The organism is Streptosporangiales bacterium (assembly GCA_009379825.1).
Taxonomy (GTDB): Bacteria; Actinomycetota; Actinomycetes; order Streptosporangiales; family WHST01; genus WHST01.
Window position 1 is genome coordinate 13491 of the sequence record WHTA01000055.1, and the last position, 25803, is coordinate 39293.

The 25803-nt window shown below is 70.9% G+C and carries 20 protein-coding genes and 2 pseudogenes; 13 read left to right on the top strand and 9 right to left on the bottom strand.

Annotated features, from left to right (window positions below; translation table 11 throughout):
- Positions 1 to 99: 99 nt before the first annotated feature.
- The 9 genes from hrpA (at position 100) to GEV07_22060 (ending at position 15125) form a co-directional block, all read left to right on the top strand.
- Positions 100 to 3942: an ATP-dependent RNA helicase HrpA gene (hrpA, locus tag GEV07_22020; GenBank protein MQA05283.1), complete on the top strand. Its 3843-nt coding sequence runs from the start codon at positions 100 to 102 to the stop codon at positions 3940 to 3942.
- A 130-nt stretch (positions 3943 to 4072) separates the two neighbouring features.
- Positions 4073 to 5083 (top strand): hypothetical protein, encoded by a 1011-nt coding sequence (locus tag GEV07_22025; GenBank protein MQA05284.1) that lies wholly within the window; start codon positions 4073 to 4075, stop codon positions 5081 to 5083.
- Positions 5080 to 5715 (top strand): hypothetical protein, encoded by a 636-nt coding sequence (locus GEV07_22030; protein ID MQA05285.1) that lies wholly within the window; start codon positions 5080 to 5082, stop codon positions 5713 to 5715. The genes GEV07_22025 and GEV07_22030 overlap by 4 nt, the downstream gene beginning before the upstream one ends.
- 9 nt (positions 5716 to 5724) lie before the next feature.
- Positions 5725 to 6366, top strand: a complete 642-nt coding sequence (locus GEV07_22035) for an HAD hydrolase-like protein (protein ID MQA05286.1) — start codon at positions 5725 to 5727, stop codon at positions 6364 to 6366.
- 53 nt (positions 6367 to 6419) lie between these two features.
- Positions 6420 to 8048, top strand: coding sequence for an L-glutamate gamma-semialdehyde dehydrogenase (gene pruA, locus GEV07_22040; GenBank protein MQA05287.1), 1629 nt, complete (start codon positions 6420 to 6422; stop codon positions 8046 to 8048).
- 48 nt (positions 8049 to 8096) lie between these two features.
- A complete protein-coding gene (locus GEV07_22045) occupies positions 8097 to 12980 on the top strand; it encodes an NAD-glutamate dehydrogenase (protein ID MQA05288.1) in 4884 nt (1627 codons plus the stop codon).
- A 49-nt stretch (positions 12981 to 13029) separates the two neighbouring features.
- Positions 13030 to 13938 (top strand): EamA family transporter, encoded by a 909-nt coding sequence (locus tag GEV07_22050; GenBank protein MQA05289.1) that lies wholly within the window; start codon positions 13030 to 13032, stop codon positions 13936 to 13938.
- A gap of 39 nt (positions 13939 to 13977) precedes the next feature.
- Positions 13978 to 14607: a sigma-70 family RNA polymerase sigma factor gene (locus GEV07_22055; protein ID MQA05290.1), complete on the top strand. Its 630-nt coding sequence runs from the start codon at positions 13978 to 13980 to the stop codon at positions 14605 to 14607.
- Positions 14604 to 15125 carry a hypothetical protein gene (locus tag GEV07_22060; GenBank protein ID MQA05291.1) on the top strand — a complete coding sequence of 174 codons (522 nt, stop codon included), beginning with the start codon at positions 14604 to 14606 and terminating at the stop codon, positions 15123 to 15125. Before GEV07_22055 ends, GEV07_22060 begins: the two co-directional genes overlap by 4 nt.
- 121 nt (positions 15126 to 15246) lie before the next feature.
- Here GEV07_22060 and GEV07_22065 read toward each other — a convergent pair whose 3' ends face one another.
- Complete coding sequence (locus GEV07_22065; GenBank protein ID MQA05292.1) at positions 15247 to 15810, bottom strand: hypothetical protein; 564 nt, start codon at positions 15808 to 15810, stop codon at positions 15247 to 15249.
- Positions 15811 to 16089: 279 nt separating this feature from the next.
- Between GEV07_22065 and GEV07_22070 the strand changes: the two are divergent.
- Positions 16090 to 16479: pseudogene (locus GEV07_22070) on the top strand (CpaF family protein).
- 103 nt (positions 16480 to 16582) lie between these two features.
- Here the strand turns inward: GEV07_22070 and GEV07_22075 are convergent.
- The 5 genes from GEV07_22075 to GEV07_22095 form a co-directional block, all read right to left on the bottom strand.
- Positions 16583 to 17524 (bottom strand): hypothetical protein, encoded by a 942-nt coding sequence (locus GEV07_22075; protein ID MQA05293.1) that lies wholly within the window; start codon positions 17522 to 17524, stop codon positions 16583 to 16585.
- Positions 17525 to 18047: 523 nt separating this feature from the next.
- Complete coding sequence (locus GEV07_22080) at positions 18048 to 18464, bottom strand: hypothetical protein (protein MQA05294.1); 417 nt, start codon at positions 18462 to 18464, stop codon at positions 18048 to 18050.
- Between the two features lie 442 nt (positions 18465 to 18906).
- Positions 18907 to 20196 (bottom strand): AAA family ATPase, encoded by a 1290-nt coding sequence (locus GEV07_22085; GenBank protein ID MQA05295.1) that lies wholly within the window; start codon positions 20194 to 20196, stop codon positions 18907 to 18909.
- 93 nt (positions 20197 to 20289) lie between these two features.
- A complete protein-coding gene (locus GEV07_22090) occupies positions 20290 to 20580 on the bottom strand; it encodes a hypothetical protein (protein ID MQA05296.1) in 291 nt (96 codons plus the stop codon).
- Positions 20581 to 20677: 97 nt separating this feature from the next.
- A complete protein-coding gene (locus GEV07_22095) occupies positions 20678 to 20926 on the bottom strand; it encodes a hypothetical protein (GenBank protein ID MQA05297.1) in 249 nt (82 codons plus the stop codon).
- Between the two features lie 396 nt (positions 20927 to 21322).
- Here GEV07_22095 and GEV07_22100 point away from each other — a divergent pair, with 396 nt between their 5' ends.
- Entirely contained in the window at positions 21323 to 21802 is a 480-nt protein-coding gene (locus tag GEV07_22100) for a hypothetical protein (protein ID MQA05298.1), read from the top strand.
- 67 nt (positions 21803 to 21869) lie between these two features.
- On the opposite strand, the gene GEV07_22105 is transcribed toward GEV07_22100, so the two are convergent.
- Positions 21870 to 22253 carry a hypothetical protein gene (locus GEV07_22105; protein ID MQA05299.1) on the bottom strand — a complete coding sequence of 128 codons (384 nt, stop codon included), beginning with the start codon at positions 22251 to 22253 and terminating at the stop codon, positions 21870 to 21872.
- 66 nt (positions 22254 to 22319) lie between these two features.
- Positions 22320 to 23783: a recombinase family protein gene (locus tag GEV07_22110; protein MQA05300.1), complete on the bottom strand. Its 1464-nt coding sequence runs from the start codon at positions 23781 to 23783 to the stop codon at positions 22320 to 22322.
- A 46-nt stretch (positions 23784 to 23829) separates the two neighbouring features.
- Here GEV07_22110 and GEV07_22115 point away from each other — a divergent pair, with 46 nt between their 5' ends.
- The gene (locus GEV07_22115; protein ID MQA05301.1) at positions 23830 to 24657 is read left to right on the top strand and encodes a hypothetical protein; all 828 of its coding nucleotides are present in this window, start codon (positions 23830 to 23832) and stop codon (positions 24655 to 24657) included.
- Positions 24657 to 25040 (top strand): hypothetical protein, encoded by a 384-nt coding sequence (locus tag GEV07_22120; protein ID MQA05302.1) that lies wholly within the window; start codon positions 24657 to 24659, stop codon positions 25038 to 25040. The genes GEV07_22115 and GEV07_22120 overlap by 1 nt, the downstream gene beginning before the upstream one ends.
- Here GEV07_22120 and GEV07_22125 read toward each other — a convergent pair.
- Positions 24923 to 25747, bottom strand: a pseudogene (locus GEV07_22125) (transposase). The gene GEV07_22120 and the pseudogene GEV07_22125 sit on opposite strands and share 118 nt — an antisense overlap.
- Positions 25748 to 25803 lie beyond the last annotated feature (56 nt).

Consider the following 25803-nt stretch of genomic DNA (forward strand, 5'->3'; position numbering starts at 1 on the left):
TCGCACCCGGGGAAAGCGGTCTCGTATCCTTGGCGGTGGCATGGAAGTACGTCCGTGAACTCGTCGCCTGCTGGCCTGCGGCGACGCCTGTCCGGGGTGATGCTGCGCGACGAGCGCCGGTTGCGGCGGCGCGTCGACAAGCTGCAGAAGACCCGTGACGAGGCGGCGCGGCAGGCGTTGGCCGAACAGCTCTCCGCCGACCTCGACGCCGCGCAACAGCGGGTGGAGCGGCGGCGTGCCGTGGTACCCGAGATCACATACCCGGACGAGCTACCGGTCAGCCAGCGCAAGGACGAGCTGCTCGCCGCCATCCGCGACCACCAGGTGGTCGTAGTCGCCGGCGAGACCGGGTCGGGCAAGACCACCCAGCTGCCGAAGATCTGCCTGGAGCTCGGCCGTGGCGTACGCGGCGCCATCGGCCACACCCAGCCGCGGCGGCTGGCCGCCCGAACGGTCGCCGAGCGCATCGCCGAGGAGCTGGGCGTCGAGGTCGGCGGCGCCGTCGGCTGGAAGGTGCGGTTCACCGACTCGGCCAGCGACGACACGCTGGTTAAGCTGATGACCGACGGCATCCTCCTCGCCGAGCTGCAGAACGACCGGATGCTGCGCCAGTACGACACGATCATCGTGGACGAGGCGCACGAGCGCAGCCTGAACATCGACTTCATCCTCGGTTATCTGAAGCAGCTGCTGCCGCGCCGGCCCGACCTGAAGGTCATCATCACCTCGGCGACCATCGACCCGCAGCGGTTCGCCAGGCACTTCGACGACGCGCCTGTGGTCGAGGTGTCCGGGCGTACGTACCCGGTCGAGGTGCGGTACCGGCCACTGGAGGACGCCGACGCCGACCGCACGCAGGGGATCTGCGACGCCGTGGACGAGCTCTACACGGAGACGTCACGCGGCGACATCCTCGCCTTCCTCTCCGGTGAACGCGAGATCCGCGACACGGCCGACGAGCTGCGTAAGCACCTGGAACGGCACCGGCTGCCGATCGAGGTGCTGCCGCTGTACGCGCGGCTGGCGGCGGCGGAGCAGCACAAGGTGTTCCAGCGGCACACCGGGCGCCGTATCGTGCTGGCGACGAACGTCGCGGAGACCTCGCTCACCGTGCCGGGCATCGAGTACGTCATCGACCCCGGCAGCGCCAGGATCTCCCGCTACAGCCAGCGCACGAAGGTGCAGCGGCTGCCGATCGAGCCCATCTCGCAGGCGTCCGCGAACCAACGAAAGGGCCGGTGCGGCCGGGTCGCCGACGGCATCTGCATCCGGCTGTACGCGGAGGAGGACTTCGTCGGCCGGCCGGAGTTCACCGACCCGGAGATCCTGCGTACGAGCCTCGCGTCGGTCATCCTGCAGATGCATGCGGCCGGCTTGGGGGAGATCACCGACTTCCCGTTCCTCGACCCGCCGGACAGGCGCAGCGTCACCGCCGGGATGCAGCTGCTCGAGGAGCTCGGCGCGCTCGACCCGAAGGTCACAGAACCCGGCAAGCGGTTGACGGCCGTGGGCCGCAAGCTCGCGCAGCTGCCGGTCGACCCGCGGCTGGCCCGGATGGTGGTGGCGGCCGACCACTACGGCTGCGTGCGCGAGGTGCTCGTCGTCGCGGCCGCGCTGGCGATCCAGGACCCGCGGGAGCGGCCGTCGGGCAGCGAGCAGGCTGCGGACGAGAAGCACCGCAGGTTCGCCGACGAGGGCTCCGACTTCGCCGGGCTGCTGACGCTGTGGCAGTACCTCAAGGACAAGCAGCGGGAGCTGTCGTCGAACCAGTTCAGGCGGATGTGCCGCAACGAGTACCTCAACTACCTGCGCGTGCGCGAGTGGCAGGACGTCGAGGGCCAGCTGCGGCAGATCGCGAAGGGCCTCGGCATCCACGCGCGCGGCAGACCCGCCTCGGGCGAGACGATCCACCAGGCGCTGCTCGCCGGCCTGCTCTCGCACGTCGGTATGCGCGACCCGGACAAGCGCGACTACGCGGGCGCGCGCGGCACGAGGTTCGCTATCTTCCCCGGCTCCGGGCTGTTCAAGAAGAGCCCGCAGTGGGTGATGGCGGCCGAGCTGGTGGAGACGTCCAGGCTGTGGGCCCGTACGGTGGCGCGGATCGAGCCGGAGTGGGTCGAGTCGCTCGCCGGGCACCTGGTGAAGCGGGAGTACAGCGAACCGCACTGGGAGAAGAAGCGCGCGGCGGTGGTGGCGTACGAGCGGGTCACGCTCTACGGCCTGCCGGTCGTCGCGGGGCGCAAGGTGAACTACGCGCAGCACGACCCCGAGCTGTGCCGCGAGCTGTTCATCCGGCACGCGCTCGTCGAGGGCGACTGGGACACCCATCACGAGTTCTTCCACGAGAACCGCGCGCTGCTCGACGAGGTCGAGGACCTGGAGCGGCGGGCGCGGCGGCGCGGCATCGTCGTCGACGACGAGACGCTGTTCGAGTTCTACGACCAGGGAGTCGGCGCGGAGGCCGTCTCCGGCCGGCACTTCGACAGCTGGTGGAAGAAGACCAGGCGCACCCAGCCGCACCTGCTGACGTTCGACAAGACCGACCTGGTCAGCGACGCCGCCGACCGGGTCAGCGACGACGCCTACCCGGAAACCTGGGCACACGCCGACGCCGAGCTGCCGCTGAGCTACGAGTTCGACCCCGGCACCGCGGTCGACGGGGTGACCGTGCGGCTGCCGCTCGCCACGCTCAACCAGGTGTCCGCGGACGAGTTCGCGTGGCACGTGCCCGGGCTGCGCGAGGAGCTGGTCACCGCACTCATCAAGACGTTGCCGAAGTCGCTGCGGCGGCACTTCGTGCCCGCACCCGACCACGCGCAGGCGGCGCTGGCGCGGCTCGACCCCGGCGGCGGCCCGCTGCTCGACGCGCTCGGCCGTGAGCTGGAGCGAACCACAGGCGTGTGGGTGCCGCCGGACGCCTGGCGTCCGGACCAGCTGCCCGGCCACCTGCGGATGACCTTCCAGGTCGTGGATGCGGACGGCGCGGTGCTCGCCACGGGCAAGGACCTCGCCGCCGTCAAGGAGGAGGTCAGGCCGCGGCTGCAGCAGACCCTGTCCGCCGTCGCGGCCGGTCTGGAGCGCAACGGGGTCCGTACCTGGGACGTCGGCACGCTGCCGCGCACCGAGCAACGCGACCACGGCGGCTACCAGGTGAAGGCGTACCCCGCGCTGGTGGACGAGGGCGACAGCGTCGCCGTGCGGCTGCTGGAGAGCGAGGCCGAGCAGCGGCGGGAGATGTGGCGCGGCATCCGGCGACTGCTGCTGCTCGAGCTGCCCGCCCCCATCAAGGTCGTGGACAAGCAGCTGAGCACCCCGGCGAAGCTGGCGCTGAGCAACAACCCGCACGGCGGGATCAGTGCGCTGCTCGCCGACTGCGCCGACTGCGCGGTGGACGCGCTCATGCGCGACGGCGGTGCACCTGTCTGGGACGAGGCGGGGTATGCGCGGCTGCGCGACGTCGTGCGGGCGGGCTACGCCGACGCTCTCGGCGACGTCGTGCGGCAGGTCGAGCGCATCCTCGCGACCGCACACCAGGCGCAGGCGGCGCTCGCCGGCATGACCGGTTCGGCGGTCGCTGCGGCACGCGACGACATGCGCGCCCAGTACGCCGGGCTGGTCCATCCCGGCTTCGTGGCCGGAACCGGCCGGTCGCGGCTGCCCGACGTACTGCGGTACCTGCGCGGCATCCAGCGGCGGATCGAGCGGCTGCCGGACAACCCCGCACGCGACGCGGACCGGCAGCAGGCCGTAGCGATCGTGACCGAGGCGTACCAGGAGGCGCGCGACCGGGCACCCGCGGACGGTTCGCACGACGAGGCGCTGACCGAGGTGCGCTGGATGCTCGAAGAGCTGCGGATCAGCCACTTCGCGCAGGTGCTCGGCACCGCGTACCCGATATCGGAGAACCGCATCTACCGCGTGCTGGACCGGCTGACGGCCTGAGTCCGCCGGGTACGCCGAAGATGAGAAAACATCTCTGTTCGATGAGAAAGCTGTCATATACCTGGTGTTGGGCGTGGTCCTGCGCGTTGGATGAGGCATCATTTCGCAGCAATCGGCACCAGGAGAGCGCATGCGGCCCCGACTTCTCGTCCTCTCCCGGCAAGGCGCCGCCAGCCTGTCGCGGCACGCGATGCCCGAGCTGAGATCGCTGGCGGACGTACGGGTAGTCGCCGCCTCGGCCGCACCCTCGCCGGCCGAGGCGGCCGAGCTACTCGCGGACGTCGACGTGCTCGCCGCCACGAACGTCTGCCTGCCGCGGCTCGACGCCGACCTGCTCGACGCCGCACCGCGGCTGGCCGGTGTGGTGCTCTACGCCACCGGTTACGACCACCTGGATGTGTCGTTGCTGCGCGACCGGTGCGTGCGGCTGTCGGTGCTGCCCGAATACGCGACCGAGGCGGTCGCCGAACACTGCCTCGCGCAGGTGTTCGCGCTGGCCACCCGGCTGCACCTGGCGCATGACCGCAGCAGGGGCGTCGTGCCGCCGACGGCGTCGCTGCGTGGCATCGAGCTCGCCGGGCGCACGCTCGGGGTGGTCGGCGTCGGCCGGATCGGCTCGCGGCTGGCGGAGTTGGCGCGCGGCATCGGCATGCACGTCGTCGGCTGCGACGTCGACCCGGTGACCCGGGTGGAGCGCGCCACGTCCGGTGTCACCATGCTGGAGCTGGCTGAGCTGCTGCCGGCCAGCGACGTCGTGGCGGTGTGCGCGAGCGCGCACCGGACGCCGCCGCCGATCCTCGGCGCGCGGGAGCTCTACCTGATGCGGCCGCATAGCCTGCTGGCGAACATCGGCCGGCCGCAGCTGGTCGACCTGCCTGCGGCGCTGGCCGCCGTGCGGGCGGGCCGGCTCCGCGGCTACGCCGTCGACGAGGTGGTCGTGGACTCGCGTACCGACGGTGACCTGCTCGACGAGGGCCGCATCCTGCAGACCGGGCACAGTGCGTGGTGGCGCGACGAGGTGCTCAGCCGCGGTGCCCGCCAGTGGACCGGGCACATCCTGGCCATGCTCCGTGGCTCGCCGCTCGACGTGGTGACCGACGGTGAGGGCAGCTGCGAGGAGCTGACGGGAGTCGTCGGGTGAGCCGACGCCGCGGGCAGCTGGTCGCGGGCGCGGTGGTTCTGTGGCTGCTCGCCCCCGGGCTGCTCGCGGCGGCGCGGTGGCCGTCGTGGTGGGCGTGGATCGCGCCTGAGCAGACGCCCATGACCTGGCTGCAGAGCGTAGTGCTGGTCCTCGCCGCCGCCGGGGCGCTGCTGCTGGCGGCCATAGGCGCGCCTGCACCGCGCATCTGGCTGCTCCTCGCCGTGGGGCTGTGCGGGTTGGCGTTCGACGAGCGGTTCGCGGTGCACGAGCGGATCAGGGACGGTTTCCTCGCGCCGCGCGACGTGCGGGTGCCGTTCCTGCCCTGGGTCGGCCCCGGCGACTTCCTGCTCCTCGGCGTGGCTCTCGTCGGGCTGGGGGTGCTGCCGTTCGTCTGGCGTGCCCTGGCCGGCGACCGGCTCGCCAGGGTGGCGTTCGCGGTCGGGGTCGGGCTCGCCCTCGTCGCGGTGGCGTCGGACTCGGTCGATCCGGCGCGCTGGTCGGTGGCGGCCGAGCGGTGGGAGCAGAGCCTGGAGGAGGTGGTGGAGCTCGGGTCCGGGCTGGCGCTGCTCTGTGCCGTCTGGCTGCGGCTGCTCGCCGTGCTCGGCGACCGGCTGCGGGACGGCCGAAGCTAGAGTCGACGCGTGGTGAAACACATCGTCTGGGACTGGAACGGCACGCTGCTGCACGACGTGGACATCGTCGTACGCACGATGAACGAGACGTTGGTGCAGGTCGGCTTCACACCCGTCACCGTCGAGGAGTACCGCGCGGCGTACTGCCGGCCGATCAGGACGTTCTACGCCAAGCTGGTCGGGCGGGAGCTCAGCGACGAGGAGTGGGTGTGGCTGGACGACGCGTTCCACGACATCTACCACGTGCGCGCCCGCGAATGCGTGCTCAGCCCGGGCGCGGAGCGGGCCCTGGACGAGTGGTGTGACCTCGGCGGCAGCCAGTCGCTGCTGTCGATGTACCACCACGACCAGCTGGTGGCCCTGGTGGACAAGCACGGCATCGCCGGGTACTTCAGCCGGGTCGACGGGTTACGCGACGCACACGGCGATCACAAGGCGGAGTTCCTGGTGCGGCACCTGCAGGAACAGCAGCTCGAGCCGACCGAGGTCCTCGTGGTCGGCGACAGCGTCGACGACGCGCACGCCGCGTGGCACGTCGGCGCCCGGTGCGCGCTCTACAGCGGCGGTTTCCACGACGCCGCCAGCCTCGCCGCCACCGACCTGCCCGTCGTGTCGAGTCTCGGCGAGGCGGTGGCGCTCGCGTCCCGCTAGTCGGGACCGGGCCGGCGGCGTTAGCCTCGCCGTAGGAGAGGGAGGTCGTCGCGATGGACGCTGTCACGGAAGTGCCGCAGCCAGTCAACGAGCCGCAGCTGGGTCACGCGCCAGGCAGTGCGGAACGTCAGGGCCTGGAGGAGCGGGTCAAGGAGCTGGCCGGCGAACGGCACGAGCTGACCATGACCATCAACGGCAAGCAGCGGATGGGCGGCGGCGACAGCATCGACGTCGTGCAGCCGCACAACCGGCACCACGTGCTCGGGGTGACAGGTAACGCGACGGAGGACGACGTGCGGGCCGCGGTGGAGGCGGCGAAGACGGCGGCGCCGGAGTGGCAGGCGATGTCGTTCGACGACCGGGCTGCGGTGTTACTGCGTGCGGCCGACCTGCTCGCCGGGCCGTGGCGTGCGACGGTGAACGCGGCGACGATCCTCGGCCAGTCGAAGTCCGTGCAGCAGGCGGAGATCGACGCCGCGTGCGAGCTGATCGACTTCTGGCGGTTCAACGTGTACTTCGCGTCGCAGTTGCTGCGGGAGCAGCCGCTGTCGGTGCGCGGGGTGTGGAACCGGGCCGAGTACCGGCCGTTGGACGGGTTCGTGACCGCGATCACGCCGTTCAACTTCACCGCGATCGCCGGTAATCTCCCCACCGCCCCGGCGCTGATGGGCAACACGGTGGTGTGGAAGCCGTCGGTGACCCAGCAGTTGGCCGCGCACTACACGATGCGCGTGCTCGAGGCCGCCGGCATGCCACCGGGCGTGATCAACCTGGTGACCGGTGACGGCACGGCGCTCGATGATGCGGCACTGCATGACCCCGGCCTCGGCGGGCTGCACTTCACCGGCTCGGTACGTACGTTCCAGCTGCTGTGGCGCACCATCGGGGAGAACATCGCCGGGTACCGGCAGTACCCGCGCATCGTCGGCGAGACCGGCGGGAAGGATTTCCTGTTCGCGCACCCGTCCGCCGACCCGGAGTCACTGCGGGTGATGATGAGCCGCGGCGCGTTCGAGTACCAGGGGCAGAAGTGCTCCGCACTGTCGCGGGCGTACGTGCCACGGTCGCTGTGGAACCGGCTACGCGACGACCTGGTCGACGAGGTCAACACCCTCACCATGGGTGACGTCGCCAGCGACCTGTCCACGTTCATGGGCGCGGTCATCGACGACCGCTCGTTCGCGCGGCTGGACGAGGCGCTCGGCCGGATCACGTCCAGCGGTTCCACCGAGGTGCTCACCGGCGGCACCGCCGACGACAGCCGTGGCTACTTCGTGCAGCCGACCGTGGTCGAGTGCAGCGACCCCGGACACGAGCTGTTCACCACCGAGTACTTCGGCCCGATCATCGGCGTGCACGTCTACGAGGACTCCAGGTGGGCCGATGTCGCCGCCCAGGCCGCCGACATCGCACCGTACGCACTCACCGGCGGCGTCGCCGCGACCGACCGACGCGCCATCGCCGCACTCAGCGACACGTTCAGGTTCGCCGCCGGCAACTTCTACATCAACGACAAGCCCACCGGTTCGATCGTCGGACAACAGCCGTTCGGCGGCAGCCGCGCCAGCGGCACCAACGACAAGGCCGGCTCCGCACAGAACCTCGCCCGCTGGACCAGCATGCGGTCGATCAAGGAGAACTTCGTCCCGCCGACGGACTACCGTTACCCACACATGGGCTGACGCCCGGGTAGACAAGTGCAACAGTGACTCGACGGCGAGGTGGGGGCGATGCACGACGAGCTCGAAGACGCCAAGGACGACGTGCTCGACCGGGCGGCGAAGATCGGGCTGAAGTCTTCTGGCGGCCACGAGCGGCAGGACGACCTGTCCAGTCTGTTGCACACCTACTACCGGCACGTGCCCGCGGAGGACCTGCTCGCGCGTGACCCCGTCGACGTGTTCGGGTCCGCGGTGGCGCACCGGCGGCTCGGCCGGGTGCGACCGGCGGGTCGCACGCTCGTCCGCGCGTACACCCCCACGCAGGAGTCGCACGGCTGGGAGTGCGGCCACTCGGTGGTGGAAATCATCACCGAGGACATGCCGTTCCTCGTCGACTCGGTACGCATGGAGCTGCAGCGCAGAGACCTCTCGCTGCACTTCATCGCGCACCCGCAGATCCACGCACGCCGGTCGCTGAGCGGCGAGCTCATCGAGCTCTGCACGGGCGACGACAGCGTCGCGCCTCCGGACGACGCCATCGTGGAGTCGTGGATCCACTTGGAGGTGGACCGGCAGGACGACGACGAGGCACTGCACAGCCTCGAGCAGGACATGACCCGGGTGCTGACCGACGTACGGGAGGCGGTCGAGGACTGGCCGCGGATGCGGCACACCATGCTCGAGCTCGCCGGTCAGCTCGAGACAGCGCCACCCGAGTCCGCGGGCGAATCGGCGGCAACCGCCGTCGAGCTGCTGCGGTGGTTGGCTGACGACCACTTCACGCTGCTCGGCTACCGCGAGTACGACCTGGTGACGAAGGACGGCGAGGACGCGCTCGTCGGCGTGCGGGGTACCGGGCTCGGCATCCTGCGTGCGGACAGGGACGCGTCGGAGAGCTTCGCCAAGCTGCCGCCCGAGGTGCGGGCGCTCGCCCGTGTGCCGCAGCTGTTCTTCATCACGAAGGCCAACTCGCGCGCGACCGTCCACCGCGACTCGTACCTCGACTACATCGGCATCAAGAAGTTCGACGAGAACGGCGCGGTCGTCGGGGAACGCAGGTTCCTCGGCCTGCTGACGCACCAGGCGTACAGCGAGAGCATCACGAGGATCCCTGTGCTGAAGGAGAAGTACGCGCAGGTCCTCGACCGGTCGGGGCTCGATCCGAGCAGCCATGACGGCAAGAACCTGCTCGAGATCATGGAGAACTACCCGCGCGACGAGCTGTTCCAGACCGAGCTCGACGAGCTGTACCCGATCGTGCTCGGCGTGCTCAACCTCAGGGAACGGCGCCGGCTCAAGCTGTTCCTGCGCCGCGACAGGTACGGCAGGTTCATGTCGTGCATCGTGTACCTCCCGAGGGACAGGTACACGACTCCGGTACGGCTGCGGATCCAGGAGATCCTGCGGCAGACCTTCGACGGGGCCTCGGTGGACTACAGCGCGTCCATCGGGGAGTCGCTGCTTGCCATGCTGCACGTGGTGGTGCGGGCCAAGCGCGGGCAGTCGATCTCCGTGGTCGACCCGGACCCGGTGGAGAGCCGGATCGCGGACGCGATCAGGACGTGGGACGAGGACCTCGGCGACGCCATCAGGCGCGAGTGCGGCGAGGCCGCGGCGAACCAGCTCATCCGAACGTACGGCGGTTCGTTCCCCGAGGCGTACAAGGAGGCGTTCCCCGCCCGTACCGCCGTCGCCGACCTGAAGCGGATGGAGACCCTCGGCGACGAGCACGGCATCGACCTGAACCTGTACGAGCCGTACGATGCGGCGCCGGGGGAGCGGCGGCTGAAGATCTACCGCACCGGTCCTGCCATGTCGCTGACCGACGTCCTGCCGCTGCTGCAGTCGATCGGGGTGGAGGTCGTCGACCAGCGGCCGTACCTGGTCGAGCGGCGCGGCAAGGTCGCGGCGTGGGTGTACGACTTCGGCCTACGTTACGAGCCGGCCGGCGACGTCGAGGACCACAAGCTGAAGCAGCTCTTCCAGGAGACCTTCCTCGGCCTGTGGCGCGGCGAGATCGAGATCGACAGGTTCAACGCCCTGGTGCCGTACGCCGGCCTGGACTGGCGGCAGGTGATGGTGCTGCGGGCGTACGCGAAGTTCCTGCGGCAGGCCGAGTCGCCGTTCAGCTCCAGCTACATCGAGCGCTGCGTCACCGGCAACGTCGCGATCACCCGGTTGCTCGTGCAGCTCTTCGAGATCAGGCACGACCCGCGCTTCGACGGCGACCGCGAGCTTCGTACGAAGGAGCTGACCGAGCGGATCGGCGAGGCCATCGACCAGGTGACCAGCCTGGACGAGGACCGCATCCTGCGCAGCTACCTGGCGATGGTCCTCGCGACGCTGCGAACCAGCTACTTCCAGGCCGGTGCCGACGGTCGCCCACGGTCGTACCTGGCGCTGAAGTTCGACCCGGCGCAGATCGACGACCTGCCGAAGCCGCGGCCGGCGTTCGAGGTGTTCGTCTACTCACCGCGGGTGGAAGGCGTGCACCTGCGGTTCGGCAAGGTCGCCAGGGGCGGGCTACGTTGGTCCGACCGCCGCGAGGACTTCCGTACGGAGATCCTCGGCCTGGTGAAGGCGCAGATGGTGAAGAACTCCGTCATCGTGCCGGTCGGCGCGAAGGGCGGGTTCGTGGTGAAGCGATCGCCGGCCGACTCGTCCGACCGCGACGCAGTGCAGGCCGAGGGCATCACCTGCTACCGGATGTTCATCTCCGCCCTGCTCGACATCGTGGACAACCGGGTCGACGGCGCGATCGTGCCGCCGACGGACGTGGTCTGCCACGACAGCGCCGACCCGTACCTCGTGGTGGCTGCGGACAAGGGCACCGCGACGTTCTCGGACATCGCGAACGAGATCGCCGTGCAGCGCGGGTTCTGGCTCGGCGACGCGTTCGCGTCCGGTGGCTCCACCGGCTACGACCACAAGGCGATGGGCATCACCGCGCGCGGTGCCTGGGAGTCGGTGAAGTACCACTTCAGGCAGCTCGGCGTGGACGTCCAGTCCGAGGACTTCACGGTGGTCGGTGTAGGCGACATGAGCGGCGACGTGTTCGGCAACGGCATGCTGCTGTCCGAGCACATCCGGCTGGTCGCCGCGTTCGACCACAGGCACATCTTCCTCGACCCGAACCCGGACGCCGCGACGTCGTACGCTGAACGGCGGCGGCTGTTCGAGGTACCCAGGTCGTCGTGGGCCGACTACGACACGTCGCTGATCTCCACCGGCGGTGGGGTGTACCCGCGCGCCGCGAAGTCGGTGCGGATCAGCGCCGAGGTGCGCGAGGCGCTGGGTATCGAGACCGCGGTGGAGAAGATGACGCCGCACCAGCTGATGCGGGCGATCCTCTGCGCGCCCGTCGACCTGTTCTGGAACGGCGGCATCGGCACGTACGTGAAGGCGACCACGGAGACGCACGCCGACGTCGGTGACAAGGCCAACGACGCGATCCGCATCGACGGCAACGACCTGCGCAGCAAGGTCGTGGGCGAGGGCGGCAACCTCGGGCTCACCCAGCTCGGCCGGATCGAGTACGCAGTGTCCGGCGGCCGGGTGAACACCGACTTCATCGACAACTCCGCCGGCGTCGACACGTCCGACCACGAGGTCAACATCAAGGTGCTGCTCGACAGCGTCGTCCGTGCGGGCGACCTCACCGAGAAGCAGCGCAACGACCTGCTCGGCGGGATGACCGACGAGGTCGCGCAGCTGGTGCTGCGCAACAACTACGAGCAGAACGTCGTGCTCGCCAACTCGGTGAAGCAGAACGCGCAGATGCTGCACGTGCACATCAGGTACCTGCGCAAGCTCGAGCGCGACGGGCACCTGGACAGGAAGATCGAGTTCCTGCCCAACAACAAGCAGCTGAACGACCGGAGGTCGGCGGGCAGCGGGCTTTCCTCGCCTGAGCTGGCCGTCGTGCTCGCGTACACGAAGATCGTGCTCACCGAGGCGCTTCTCGAGTCCGACCTGCCCGAGGACCCGTACCTCCGCAACGAGCTGTACACGTACTTCCCATCTGCGCTCGCCGACCGGTACCGCGACACGATGGACCAGCACCCGCTGCGGCGCGAGATCATCGCCACCTGCGTGGTCAACAACATGGTCAACCGCAGTGGCACGACCGCCGTGTTCCGGTTCCAGGAGGAGACGTCGGCGTCGGTCGCGGACATCACGTCGGCGTACGAGGTGGCCACCGAGGTGTTCGGCCTGCACGACTTCTGGGAGGACGTCGAGAAGCTGAACCACCTGGTGCCGCTCGACACCCAGCTGCAGATGCTGCTCGAGGCACGCAAGCTCACCGAGCGCGGCACCCGGTGGCTGTTGCACCACAGGCGGCCGCCGTTCGACATCGAGAACACCATCACCGCGTACCGCGAGGGGGTGCGCGCGATCATGCCGGACATGGCGAAGGTGCTGGTCGGCAGCGACCTGCGCTCGTACGCCGCGCGGCGGGACGGCCTGACCAGCCAGGGCGTGCCGAACGCGCTGGCCGAGTGGGTCGCCGGGTTCGTGCCCGCGTTCTCCGTGCTCGACATCGTAGACGTGGCGACCAGCATGGAGCTTTCGGTGCAGGAGGTCGCCGAGGTGTACTTCGAGCTGGCCGACCGGCTGTCCGTCGCGGCGCTGCGGGAGAAGATCATCGGCCTGCCGCGCAACGACCGGTGGCACACCATGGCCCGCAACTCGCTGCGCGACGACCTGTACGAGGCGCACAAGGACCTGGTCCGCAGCGTCTTCGCGTTCAGCGAGCCCGGCATGTCGGTGGACGAGCGGGTGCAAGCCTGGGCCGAACGCAACGCGACCGCCGTCGCCCGCGGCCGCCAACAGTTCGAGGAAATCTGGGACGAGGACGTCTTCGACATGGCCACCCTGTCCGTCGCCGTACGCGCCGTCCGCACGCTGGTCTCCGCCAGCGCCCTCCCGGACCAGGTGACAGCCGCGCCCTGAAGTCGAGCCGGGCACGGACTGCGGTTGGGGCGGTCGTAGGCTCGGTGGTGTGGGGAACGCCGTCGCACCGAAGAGCAAGGGATCGACGGGTACCGCGGTCGGGCTGGTGCTCGGCGGGGTGTTCTCGCTCCAGTTCGGGGCTGCGTTCGCGGCGCTGCTGTTCCCGCGGGTCGGGGCGCTCGGGGCGGTCACCCTACGGTTGGTCATCGCCGCCGTGCTGCTGCTTGTCGTCGTGCGGCCGCGGCTGCGTGGGCACAGCAGGACGGATCTCGCCGTCGTCGTCGGGTTCGGGCTGATCCTCGCCGTGATGAACGGGTGCTTCTACCTCGCACTCGAGCGGCTGCCCCTCGGCGTCGCCGTCACCTTCGAGTTCCTCGGGCCGCTCGGCCTCGCGCTTGTGATGTCGCGCCGGCTGCTCGACCTGCTGTGGGTCGGCTTCGCCGCGGGCGGCGTCGTGCTGCTCGGCGGCGGCGCGCCCGACGGGCTGGATTGGGTGGGCGTCGCGTTCGCGCTCGCCGCGGCCACCTGCTGGGCCATGTACATCCTGCTCAGCGCCGAGACCGGCAGACGGTTCCCGCGTACGGACGGGCTCGCGCTCGCGATGGGCATCGGCGCGCTCGCGATCCTGCCGTTCGGCGTGGTCACGGCGGGCAGCAGCATGGTCGAGCCGGTGATACTCGGCCTCGGCGCGCTGGTGGCACTGATGAGCTCGGTGGTGCCGTACACCCTCGAACTGCTCGCGCTGCGCAGGATCAAGCCGGCCACGTTCGGCATCCTGCTGAGCCTGGAGCCGGCGATCGCGGCGCTGGCGGGTGCGATCGTGCTGACGCAGTGGCTGAGCGGGTGGCAGCTGCTCGCGATCGGGCTGGTGGTCGTGGCCAGCGCGGGGGCGACGGCGCAGGCCCGCAAGGACGCGACCGAGCCGCCCGAGGTGGCGGCGAACAAATATCTTGGCTGAGTCGCGAACTCACCCCGTCCTGCCGGACATGGACGGGGTATGAGCGGGGCGGAGGCGAACCGGCGCACCGACGCCGAACTGTGGACGCAGGTCAGCAACGACGACCCGGCCGCGTTCGGCGAGCTGTTCGAACGCCATGCCGACGCAGTCTACAACCACTGTTTCCGCCGCACCGGCTCCTGGAGCACGGCGGAGGACCTCACCTCGGCGGTCTTCCTCGACGCCTGGCGCCGCCGCCGCGAGATCACCGTCACCACGGACAGCATGCTGCCGTGGTTGCTCGCGGTCGCCAACAACGACGTACGCAACCAGCAGCGCGCGCTGTGGCGGCGCCGACGGCTGATCGCCCGGCTGCCCGCGGTCGTCGTCCAACCCGACCCGGCGGACGAGGCCGCCGAGCGGGTGGACGACGAGCACACCATGCGGCACATCCTGAAGGTCTTCCGCAAGCTCACCGCCGACGAGCAGGACGTGCTCGCGCTCTGCGTGTGGGCAGAGCTCAGCTACGCTGACGCCGCCGTGGCGCTCGGCATCCCGGTGGGCACCGTCAGGTCCAGGCTGGCGCGTGCCCGGCAACAGCTGCGGAAGCTGACCGGGCTCGACGAGGGGGCCGCAGGCGCGCCGCGCCGGGTCCCGCAGGAGGGAGTCGAAGGAGGCATGCTCCCGTGACCATGACGCAACTGCCGCCGCCGCGCGAGTTCCCGGCGGACCGGCGTGCGCAGACCCGTGAGCTGCTCGAGGCGGCAGCGGCCAGAACGCTTCAGCCGCGCCGCGGGCGGTGGCTGAGCAGGACGACCGTCGTGGTGGTCGCCGCCGCGCTGTTCACCGGCGGCGGCGTGGCGACCGCGTACGTCGCCTTCCGGCAGGCGGACCAGCTCACCGACATCCGCTGCTACACGAAGGTGGACGCCGACCAGAGCGCCGACTTCCCCGGCACCACGGTCACCAGCCGCGGCGTCGGTTCGCAGGGTCGCACCGCGGCCGCCGACCCGATCAAGGTGTGCGGCGACCTGTGGCGGCAGGGCGTGCTCGAGTCGGGCGCCGACACCGCGGCCGAACCGGGGAACGCCAGGCAGCGCGCGCCACGGCTGCAGGCGTGCGTGCTCGACGAAGGCACCGCCGCGGTCTATCCCAGCCGCGACTCGGGCGTCTGCCGCCAACTCGGACTTCCGCGCCTCAAACGCTAGGGATGGCGGATGCCAGCGGCGTCGAAGGCCTCCGGGGTGGGTCTTCGCAGCTCTGGCACCGGCGCGGAGACCGGCCGGCGGCGCTGACTGCGAGCGCCGCCGGCCATCCCCGTGACGTGCGTCAGGACCAGCGGATGGAGCTGGTGCGGTCGTTCATCCAGCCCATGCTCGAGCACCCGCACGAACGCTTCCAGCCGCCGAAGCCGGAGTGCTGGTAGTGCGTGCTGGTGCAGCCCTCGTAGCTGCGGGCCGAGGAGATCTCGTCGTTGAACGGGTCGTCGCTGAGGTCGCCGTCGCGGTACGAGCCGCCCGCGTTGCACGGCGCGGCGTTGACGTTGTACACCTTCGACGCCCCGCGGAAGTCCGTGTCCACGTACTCGATGCCGATGATCCGGCTGCTGCGCTTCGCCGTGGTGGACCGGTTGCCGCCGTCGAGCTGGGTCTGGGTGAGCGTGTTGCTGCCCGGCGGGATGTGCACGGTGTCGGCGGTGGCGTGCCGCACCGCCGCGGCGAGCGAGTCGAAGCAGGCGGTCGACTGCCTGGCCGAGCTGTCCGGCTGGAGCTGCACGACACACGACCGCGCCGGCGAGCCGCTCACCGGGCTGGCGAGCGCGGTGCCGGCCGTGCCGGCGACCAGTGCGGCGGCGGCGAGCACCGCAAGGACAGGCAGGCGTAGTACGCGCATCGGTCCCCTTCCCGCAAGTCCTGGACCGGCGCGCACCGATGCCGCCGATGTCCCCCGTCACGCGCCCCGAGAGGGGCGGTTCCTGGTGACCGTACGTGCTCGCCTGGGCCGCGTGCAACGTGCCTGGTCCGCGCACCGCTGGAGAGGGCACATTCGGTGCAAATACGGCGGTATCCCCGCGGTAGCCGACCCGCCTTGTGGACAACCATCGACGCAACTGCGCAACCCACGGCATGCTGCCTATCCTGTGGGTCGCACGTACCCAGGGACGGGAGGGGCATGGACGCTGTCGCCGTGGTCGAGGGCGAGGTGCGCGAGCTGGTACGGCGGCGCGGCCTGGACCCGGTGGCCGAGCCCGCGGCGGTACGCCTGCTGGTCGACGAGGTGGTGGCGCACTACGGCGAGCGCAGCCTCGCCGGCGGGCTGCCCCGGTTGGGCGACGCGGCCGGCGTGTCGCGCAGCGTCTTCGACGCGGTCGCCGGCTTCGGCCCGCTGCAGCGGTTCTTGGACGACCCGGCGGTGGAAGAGGTCTGGATCAACGAGCCCGGCCGGGTGTTCGTCGCGCGGCACGGGCGCAGCGAGCTCACCACCACCGTGCTCACCGAGGTGCAGGTGCGCGACCTGGTCGAGCGGATGCTGAAGAACTCCGGCCGCCGGCTCGACCTGTCAAAACCTAGCATTTGACATACGTGTGATTCTTCTCACATCAATTTGCCGTCTGACCTGCGGAAACTCTCGATTTTGGCACCTCTGGAGGGGGCTCTCCGAGGGGTCAGCGGCGGAGATGCGCCCAGGGCTCACGCGAGGGCGCGGCGCCGCTCACGGCCCACGCGGGCAGCGCGCCCGGCGCGACGCTGGCGAGGCGGGCCTCGTCGTCCTGGCCGGTGCGGCGCAGGTGGCCGAGGTAGGCGCGCTCGCGCCAGCTGGGGCCGACCGAGCCCACCGACTCGCGGGCGTCCGCGCACTGCGGGCACAGGTGCCCGGTGAGCTTGGTGGGCGAGCGCCTGCCGCCGAGCGCATGGGTGGAGGCGGTCAGCGACTGCCAGGCGTCGGCGGCGGCGGCCTGGCGGCCACCCAGCCGGGCGACCGTGGCGGCGGGCATCTGGACACTCTCGACCCCGCACAGCAGGCAGGCGCCGTCGGCCGGCTGGGCGTTGCGCTCGCTACGAGCGGCGGGAGGCGGCACCTCGACGGGTGGCTGGCCCGTCGCCATGCGTTCCTTGAGCGCGGCGGCGGCGGCCTCGCGCAGGGTGGCGCGGTCGGCGTCGAGGAGGTGGCCGAACGGGACGAGGCTGGCCAGGCCCCGGCGGCCGTGCGGCGCGGCAGCCCAGGCGGCGGCCAGCCCGGCGTTGGCGAGGTGGCGCACCAGGCAGCCCAGCTCGGCGTCGCTGATGTGCTCGCTCGGGGCGGGGCGGCTGGGCAGGGCCAGCGCCAACGCGGTCAGCACGCCCTCGCACGCCTGCCCGGCGCGGTCTGGGCCGAGCCTGCCGACCAGCGCGGGGTGGGCGGCGGCCAGCCGGAGCGCGGCCTGCTGGCGGTCCTCGCACGTCGGGCAGCGCGTCAGCGCGAGCACCTGGTCGCGCTGCGGCGCGGCGAGCGGGAAGCCGTCAGGCCGGGTCGCGGGGAGGTGGATCTGCTCGACCTCGCCCGGCCGGGCGGGCACGCCGCACACGCGGCAGGCCAGGTGACCATCCGGCAGGTCGACGGTGCTCATCGCCACCGCCTGTTGTGCAGGGCGGCGGTCTGCTGCTCCACGACCCGCAGCTGCTCGGCGGAGAGCAGGGTGAAGGGCAGGGGCGGGGGCGGGGCCTGTCCGCTCAGAGAACCGGCCCCCTCTCGGCGCGCCGCCTCCGCCGCCGGTCGCGGTGCTCCTCCAGCGCCAGGTCGCCGAGGATGAGCGCCGCGGCGAGCAGGCCGCCGGACAGGATGAAGATCGGCGTCATGAGGCGTTCCTTTCGGTGAGCTGGCCGGGGCGGGCGTGGGCTCGGCGGGCTCGGCGGGCGTCCGAGCGCGCCGGGCAGCGGAGGCTGCGGCGAGCACCTGCGCCGCACGATCGCGGCGACGCTCGGCCTCCAGCTCGCTGGCGCTGACCAGGCGGCCCCAGCGGTAGACGCGCTGGTCGGCTGGGATGGTCACGGCTCCTCCTCGGTGTGTCGGTGGATGTGGCGGGGACCGCCCCGACCGAGGTGCGGGCCACGCCGGGGGAGCCAGCCCGCAGACCCCGGCCGGGGCGGGGGCTAGGGGTAGCCAACAGCGCGCGGGTCGAACCAGGCGCGCTCGGCGTCGGTGAACAGGGCCGGGCACTCGTTCTGGTGCGTGATCCCCACCGATACCGGCGCGAGGCGGTACGCGGCCAGGCGGCCATGCTCTGGGTCGGGCGCGTCGATCCCGGCCGCCTCGCCGCACAGCGGGCACCGCCCGGTGCCGTTGGCCACGACGCGGGCGAGGTAGCGCTGGCGCACCCGCAGGGGGGCCGTGGGTCGCAGCGCGGGCAGTGCGGTGATCGGCCCGCCGCCGACGCGCCAGGCCGTGAAGCCCGGCGGGACGGGTGCCCCGTCGAGGCGCTCGACCAGGGGCCACCCGCCCGGTGGGGCGGCGCGCGCCGCGCGGTCGGCGGCGTCGGCCAGCTTGGCGCGGAGATCGGCTGCTGGCATGGGCACTCCCGGCGTGGTGCGGCGGCGGTGGCCCGGCCCTGCTGCCAGCGGCTGGGGCCAGCGTAGCGAGTGGGCGGAGCGGGGCGGGCGGCTCACGCCCTGGAGGGCGGACTGTACTACAGACCTCAACCGTGGTTGAGGTTTGTGCCACACTGGCGGGAGGAGAAGGGAGACGACATGCGTACACGACCGAGCGTGAGCCCGAGGGCGGTAGCCACCCGCTCGCTGACCCGAGTGATGCGGCTCACCGGAGACGCCCGCCGTGAGGCGCTGCGTGAGCACGCCGCCCTCGTCTGGCCTTCGGTCTGCTCCTTCAGTCATCAGTCGGCGCCTTCGGTCAGACCGAAGAACTGAAGGCGGCGGGTCTTCAGTCTTCAGTCTTCAGTCCCCAGACAGAGTCTGGGGATGACTGAAGACTGAAGGACTGAGAGAGACCGCCGATTCAGTCGGCTTCGGTCGGGGACTGAACGGGCCAGTAGTGGGTGCGGCGGTGGTGTGGACGCGAACAGCGCGTGCAGGCGCTGGTGCACTTCTCCTCACGGACCCAGCCGTTCTCCAAGGCCTTCGTCCTGCCTTGGAGGTTGAGGGGCTTGAGCCCGCCGGAGTCCACGTTGTCGGTCAGCTCCTGCCCGTCCGCGCCGGGGTGCTCGCGGACGTAGGCGGCGGTCAGTGCGGCCACGCCCGCGACCCCATCGAGGTCAACGCTCGGCTTCGCCTCACCGGTCGCCTTCCCGTCCACCACCGGCCGCCCCTCGGGGTTGAGGACCACCCGCATGGGCGGCACCGCCACTCCGCCCGTCCTCGGCCGGACACTGAACCGGCGGGTAGAGGCCGGGTCGTCGGCGTTGTCGGAGGAGTAGGTCCACAGCGCGTCGGGTCCCGCCTGGGCCTCGACGCCGCCCATCAGGTGGCTGCCTGCCATCGTGTTGTGCGCGATCGCCAGCGCGTTCGGCACGTCGATCTCACGCATGAGCCGCCGGAACGCGGCGTACCACTCGCCGTACGCCTCGACTCCCTTCCCGGCGGCGTGCAGAATCGCCGTCACGCCGTCCACGATCACGGCGAACGGCGTCCAGTCGTCCATGCCGTCGCAGTCATGGCACTCGGTGAGGCGGTTGGCCCACAGGTCGTAGAGCGCCGGGTCGGTCACGTCGAACATGTGCGCGCCGCCGAGGTCTTCGAGGTGCTCGATTCCCAGCAGGTCACTGACCGGGAGGTGGTGGTCGAGGATGGCCACCTTCTGCTCCGTGAGCCAGTCCAGCGGCGCCTCCAAGTCCTCCGGCGGCGTCTCGGCGTTGATGAGCAAGAGACCCCGACCCAGCTCCTCCTCGGTCAGCTCGGCGGGCTCGAAGTGGCCGAGGAACCTGTAGCCGGGCATCACGAGGGCCGTCGCGAAGTCGACCGCGATCGTGGTCTTGCCCGCCTTCGGGTTACCGCCGAGCATCGGGATCGTCCCCCACGGCATGAAACCGGGGATCAGCATCCGGCGCTGAGCGGAGGAGCGACGCCCCAAGTAGGACTTGTCCGGCAGATTGGCATACGTGCCGAGCACGCGCTCACGGAGCCTCTGCAAGGGCCTGCCGGTGATCGGGGTCCCGTCGTCGTAGGTGAACTCGCCCTCGCGGATCATCGCCTCGTAGCGCTCGGGGGATGTCACTTCCGACAGAGCGGGCAGCTCGAACGACCCTCGATAGGTTCTAGTCTGGCCCTGGTAGGTGATCTTGATCTTCACCGGTCACCTCCGGGCCACTCGTCATCGTGCATGATGGAAGTCCCTTCGTAGTTGGTCGAGAGCCCCGGTCCCCCGCCGGGGCTCTCGTGCGGTCTAGGCGCCCAGTGCCTCGGCCAGTCGGCGGTACGCGGCCCAGCACTCAGCGGCGATCTGCGAGGGCGTCAGCGGTGGCAGCAGGGACGGGGAGCCCAACGGGTCGCCGTAGAGCCGCCAGCGCCGGTAGTGCTTGGCGCACCAGCCGCGACGGATCGGCCCGGTGGCGTCGCAGCCGGGCGCGTCGCAGCCGCGCAGGTAGGTGACGTGCCGGGTCGCCCAGCGGTGCCGGTGGTACGGGTCGTCGGGAGGACATCCGCGCTCGATCCGCGCAGGCGGGGTGACGCTCACTCGGCCGCCTCCTCGTCCACTCCGGTCAGCAGCCAGGCGACCTGCTGCACCTGCTCCTCGGTCAGCGGCGGGAGCGCGGCGGCGGCCTCGGCCGGGGTCACCGCAGCACCTCCGCGTCGTCCACGACGACGCGGCTCAGGTCGATGACCTCGGCTCCGTCGAACACGCCGTAGCTGCGGGTCTTGGCGAGCACCCGCTTGGCCTCGTCGAGGTCGACGACGTGCTCGTTCCTGTTTCCGAGCCGGAAGACCTTCAACTGCTTGTTCTTGATGCGGGCGCGGACGGTGTTGTACGTGACGCCGCACTCGGCGGCGGCTCGGGGGATAGTCGCGAAGCGACGGGACATGATGGTGCTCCCTTGCGGGATGCACAGCCGAGGGGCAGTGTGCCCTGACACCGGGGCTGCTGGAGTCACACCATCGCGGCCCTCATCAGAGGGAACCGCTTCTCGTCCGTCGCGCTCGCTGGATCGGCTGGGTGTCTCAGTGCCAGCGAGGAACCGTGGCTCCCGAGCGGTCTGACGGCCAACCCTCGGGCGGTGGCTTCTGCGAAGTCCATTCTAGCGCCTTGTGCGCGGCTCTCTGCGCCATTCTGCGGCTCTCACCGGGTGCGTTTGACCTTGCGGCACAGGGGCGATTTTCGCGGGCCTTAGAAAACGATTTCTCAAATCCGGCCGCTGGGCAGAGACACGACAACGGCCCGCCACCACCGAGGATGACGGGCCGCTGCGCCGTGCCGGGCCGTGCCCGTGCCGTGCTGCCCGCCGGCCGTGCTGCGGCCGTTCAGCGGCGTTCCACGCGCCCCGCTGCCGGCGTTCCACCGTCGCGCGCCTGGCGGTACCGGTCGAGCGCCGCGCGGATGCGGTCGAGCTTCCCCGTCGGGCTGTCGTACTCGCTGGCGACGATCGCCTCGACGCGGCCGACCAGGTCGTGCGGGCTGTCGCGGTAGGCGTCGGGGTCGGCGGTCACTGGTCACCTCCGTCTTGGTCGTTCATCGGGTGGAGGAGCTGTTCGAGCCGGAACGCCAGGTACTCGGCGTCGTCGGCGCGCTGCCGGTAGAGGCGGCGCATGTCCTCGCTCGTGGTCTGGGCGTAGCTCTTGATGGCGTCGCGCTTCATGCGGCGCAGCACGTCGAGCGCGGCCTGGAGCCGTCGCTCGTCGCGGGGGTCGTTCGGTACGTTGGTGGCCACGGCCACCACCTCCTAGCTAGGTGGTTGGTCTAGGCCCCGGCTCGGTGCTGACACACCGGTCGGGGCCGCTTCCTACTCGCCAGCAGGTGCGGGCGAGGGCTCAGCACAGGCGGGACTCGTCGTCCCACCCGGCGGCGTCGGCGGGCTTGCGGTTGATCACGGTGCCGTCCTCCATGATCCAGTAGGAGAACTCGTCCAGGTCGATCGAGCGGAACCCGCGCCCGCGCCACCAGCGCAGGTAGTAGAACCAGCGGATCAGCTCGAACAGGGCCTCATGCCCCTCGCCCAGCTCCCTGCTGGTCCCCCACGCCCGCTGCCGCACCACGTACCAGTGCGGGTTGTCCGGCATCGTCTTGGCGAAGGTCCACTCGCTGGCGGCGATGTAGTCGCGGGCACGGTGGACCAGCGCGGGCGGCGGGTGCCCCTCGCGCTGGCCGTGCGCGAGCCCGCAGTCCGGGCAGGGCGTTACAGTGTCGCTTGTCATCGAGGGTTCCTCTCGGTGTCCGGACCCCCGGAGGTTGTCGCCTCGCGGGGGTCGCCTTCTGTCGGGCTACGCCTCGCCCGCTGCCACGACCGGGCTCAGCACGAGCCGGTCGCTGGACCACTTGTCGCCGCGCTTGGCGACCGGCTGCACCTGCACCCGCAGTACCGCGCGCAGCACCGCCCGCTGCACGTCCACCGGGGCGGCCAGGAACGCCGCGCCGGGGTCCGGTGCGCGCATCACCTTGGAGGTGAGCGACCGTTGCAGCCCGGTCGCCAGCTGGGCGTCGATCTCGGTGATCTCCGCGGTGAGCCGGTCGGTCTTGGCCTTGTAGCGGCGGGCGTCGATCAGGTCGTGGTCGTAGTCGATCTCGGTCTGTTCCAGCGAGGTGGTCAGCGTCGCCCGCCGCGCGCGGTCGGCCTGCATGGCGTCACCGTCGCCGACGCTCATCGCGGCCACCACCCGAGGGTCACGGACCAGCTCCGCGACGACCTCCCTGACGTACTCGTCGGTCTTCGGCGCCGCCACGCTCAGGTGGTTCTGCTCCGCGCAGCGGTAGTGGTAGCGGCGTCCCTGTGACCCGCCCGAGGAGGTGGTCCGCATGAGGGCGTGGCACCCCGGCCGACCGCACTCGTAGGTGTTCGAGCCCAGCCACCGGGGCTCGGTCGAGGTGTGCACGCGGCGGGAGGGGTCCAGCAGCAGCGCGTGGACGGCACGCCAGGTGTCCTCGTCCACGATCGGCTGCCACGACGCCTTGCCGACGATCTCGAACCCGGCGAAGTAGCCGGGCCGGTAGTCGGGCCGGTCGGGACGCCCGTGGTTGATCAGCCCGGCGTTGCGCGGCCTGATGAGCACGTCCCGGAGCCGCTGGTAGGTCCACGGCTTGCCCACCGAGGTCTTGACGCCCCGGTCGCCGAGGTCGCGGGCGACGGCCGCCAGCGACCGCCCGGCGAGCACCGCTGTGGTGGCCTCGCGGATCACCTGGGCCTCGTCCTCGCGGATCGTCACCCCGTCGGCGTCGAAGCCGAACGGGCGGGGGCCACCTCGGTACCTGCCGTCGGCGGCGGCCTGTGACTTGGCCCGGCGCATCCGCTCGCGGGCGTGGTCCACCTCGTGCTGGGCCGCCGCGCCGAGCATCCGCGCCACCATCCGCCCCGAGGCGGTGGACAGGTCCACGGTGCCCGCCGAGACAGTCTGCACCTGGGTGCCGTGCGTCTCGGCCACGGTGACGAACTCCTCCAGCTCCAGCGCCCGGCGGTGCAGCCGGTCGGGGTGCCAGGCGAGGATCGCGGCGATCTCGCCGTCGCGGACGGCGCGCAGCATCAGCTCGTACTGCGGGCGGCGCTGGCCGGAGTAGGCGCTGATGTCGTTGTCCACGAACACCGCCACCACGTCCCAGCCGAGCCGGGCGGCGAGGTCTCGGCAGTCGGCCTCCTGGCGCTCCACGCCGAGCCCGGCACCGGCGCGGTCCTTGGAGATGCGGCAGTAGATCGTGGCGGGCAGGCGGGGCGTCTGGTCGGGTGTCGGGCTCATATGTCAATTCTAGGGTTTTGACCTCAGCGCGCCGTTCGTCGACGCGATGCTGCCAGACGGCAGTCGACTCCATGTGGTGATCCCGGACGTCACCAGGGACGCCTGGGCGGTGAACATCCGCAAGTTCGTGGTCGCGGCGTCGTCGCTGGACGAGCTGATCAGGTTCGGCACACTCACCAGGCACTGCGCGGACTTCCTCGAGGCCGCGGTGGCGTCCGGGCTGAACGTGATCGTGTCCGGCGGTACGCAGGCGGGCAAGACGACCTTGCTGAACTGTCTGGCGGCCGCCATCCCCGCGGCCGAGCGCGTGATCAGCTGTGAGGAGGTCTTCGAGCTGAAGCTGCACCACCTGCCGGACTGGGTGGCGATGCAGACCAGGCAGGCGAACCTCGACGGGCGCGGCGAGATCCGGCTGCGCCGGCTGGTCAAGGAGTCGCTGCGGATGCGGCCGTCCCGGCTGATCGTCGGCGAGGTGCGCCAGGAGGAGTGCCTCGACCTGTTGATCGCGTTGAACAGCGGCATCCCCGGGATGTGCAGTGTGCACGCGAACAGCGCCAGGGAGGCGATCACCAAGCTGTGCACGTTGCCGCTCCTGGCCGGCGAGAACGTCACGCACGGCTTCGTGACACCGACCGTCGCGGGGTGCGTCGACCTGGTCGTGCAGCTCGACCTCGGCGGCGGTGGGCAGCGGCACGTGCGTGAGGTCGTCGCCGTGACCGGCAGGGTCGAAGGCGACGTGGTCGAGACCGCCGACGTGTTCGTGAGCAGCGACGGCCGGCTGGTGCGCGCGGACGGGTTCCCGCCGCACCCGCAGCGGTTCGCCCGTATGGGGTACGACCTGCAGGCCCTGCTCGCGGGCGAGCGGGTGCCCTGATGGGGGCGTTGCTCGGGCTGACCTTCGGCCTCGGCGTGCTGCTGGTCTGGCTGGGCTGGACGGCGCCGCCGGTGGTACGCAGGACCGGTCGGCGCTCGCGCACCGGCGACCTGCTTGCCGAGGCGGGCATCGAGGGCGTCACGGCCGGCCAGTTCTTCGTCATCTCCGGCGTACTCGGTCTGGTCGGCGGGTTGGCGATGCTCGCCGCGTCCCGCGTGTGGCTGGTCGCGTTGTCGTTCGCCGTCATCACCGCACTCGCGCCGCGGATGAGCTTCCATTCGCTGTCCGCCGCTGCGAGCCCTCGACGGAAGAGACTTCGGATCCTGCGGTTGTGCTTGATCTGGGCGAATACGGGCTCGATGCTGGCGGCTCTCTTCTTGTAGGTCTTGCGACCTCTGGGGGTGTCGAGCTTGGCCATCATTGTGGTGGTCAGTGGATCGGGATTGCCTGCTCTGCGGCGTCGTAGCAGCTGGTTCACTCGTGCCCTGGTCACGCCGAGTTGTTCGGACGCCTCGAGCGTGTCGATCTCGCCGGCCTCCACGCGGTCGAGGAGCTCGGCGCGTTGCTGGTCGTTGTCGGCAAGGCGTTTGAGTTCCCTGGCGCGTCCGGGAGCGATGAACGATTCCACGCCCTTCATGTTGACGTTCTCGGTGCTCCAGTAGCCGGCATCGGCGACGATCCTGCGGACCCGGCGCTTCTCCCCGGCGACGCGCAGGTTCTTCTTGGCCGCGGTCACCATGGGTGCGTAGGTCGGCGCGTCGTTGGCCTGGTTGGTGACCTCGGCCGCGACCACGAACTGGTCGGTGGTCGCCACCGCCTGGGCGTTGTAGCCCTGGAGGTAGCCGCCCCTTGGTCTTGAGCAACCTGCTGTCCGGGTCGGTGACGTTGGCCTGACTGCGGGCCTTGTGCGTCGAGGATGTCGGCGAGGGACGCCGGCCGCGGGTCGGCTTGCCCGTGGCTGCCTGTTTCTCCGCACGCCTGGCCATGTGCGCCTCGTACGACTTCTCCGCGGCCTCGGCTTCCAGCTCGTCGAGCAGGGCACGCAGCCGCGCGCGGCGACCAGTCCGCTCTTGCAGTTCACCCGCCGCATCGCCCTCGTCGGGCGGGGCAGCGTCTGCGTCCTCGGCCGCGTCTGTGGCGGCGGCC

Excerpts from the sequence above, each read along its gene's own strand:
- GEV07_22095 (MQA05297.1), bottom strand. The coding sequence starts at position 20,926 with ATGTCCCGTCGCTTCGCGACTATCCCCCGAGCCGCCGCCGAGTGCGGC.
- pruA (MQA05287.1), top strand. The coding sequence starts at position 6,420 with ATGGACGCTGTCACGGAAGTGCCGCAGCCAGTCAACGAGCCGCAGCTG.
- GEV07_22075 (MQA05293.1), bottom strand. The coding sequence starts at position 17,524 with ATGAGCACCGTCGACCTGCCGGATGGTCACCTGGCCTGCCGCGTGTGC.
- GEV07_22080 (MQA05294.1), bottom strand. The coding sequence starts at position 18,464 with ATGCCAGCAGCCGATCTCCGCGCCAAGCTGGCCGACGCCGCCGACCGC.
- GEV07_22065 (MQA05292.1), bottom strand. The coding sequence starts at position 15,810 with ATGCGCGTACTACGCCTGCCTGTCCTTGCGGTGCTCGCCGCCGCCGCA.
- GEV07_22105 (MQA05299.1), bottom strand. The coding sequence starts at position 22,253 with ATGACAAGCGACACTGTAACGCCCTGCCCGGACTGCGGGCTCGCGCAC.
- GEV07_22110 (MQA05300.1), bottom strand. The coding sequence starts at position 23,783 with ATGAGCCCGACACCCGACCAGACGCCCCGCCTGCCCGCCACGATCTAC.
- GEV07_22025 (MQA05284.1), top strand. The coding sequence starts at position 4,073 with ATGCGGCCCCGACTTCTCGTCCTCTCCCGGCAAGGCGCCGCCAGCCTG.
- GEV07_22055 (MQA05290.1), top strand. The coding sequence starts at position 13,978 with ATGAGCGGGGCGGAGGCGAACCGGCGCACCGACGCCGAACTGTGGACG.
- hrpA (MQA05283.1), top strand. The coding sequence starts at position 100 with ATGCTGCGCGACGAGCGCCGGTTGCGGCGGCGCGTCGACAAGCTGCAG.
- GEV07_22120 (MQA05302.1), top strand. The coding sequence starts at position 24,657 with ATGGGGGCGTTGCTCGGGCTGACCTTCGGCCTCGGCGTGCTGCTGGTC.
- GEV07_22115 (MQA05301.1), top strand. The coding sequence starts at position 23,830 with ATGCTGCCAGACGGCAGTCGACTCCATGTGGTGATCCCGGACGTCACC.
- GEV07_22045 (MQA05288.1), top strand. The coding sequence starts at position 8,097 with ATGCACGACGAGCTCGAAGACGCCAAGGACGACGTGCTCGACCGGGCG.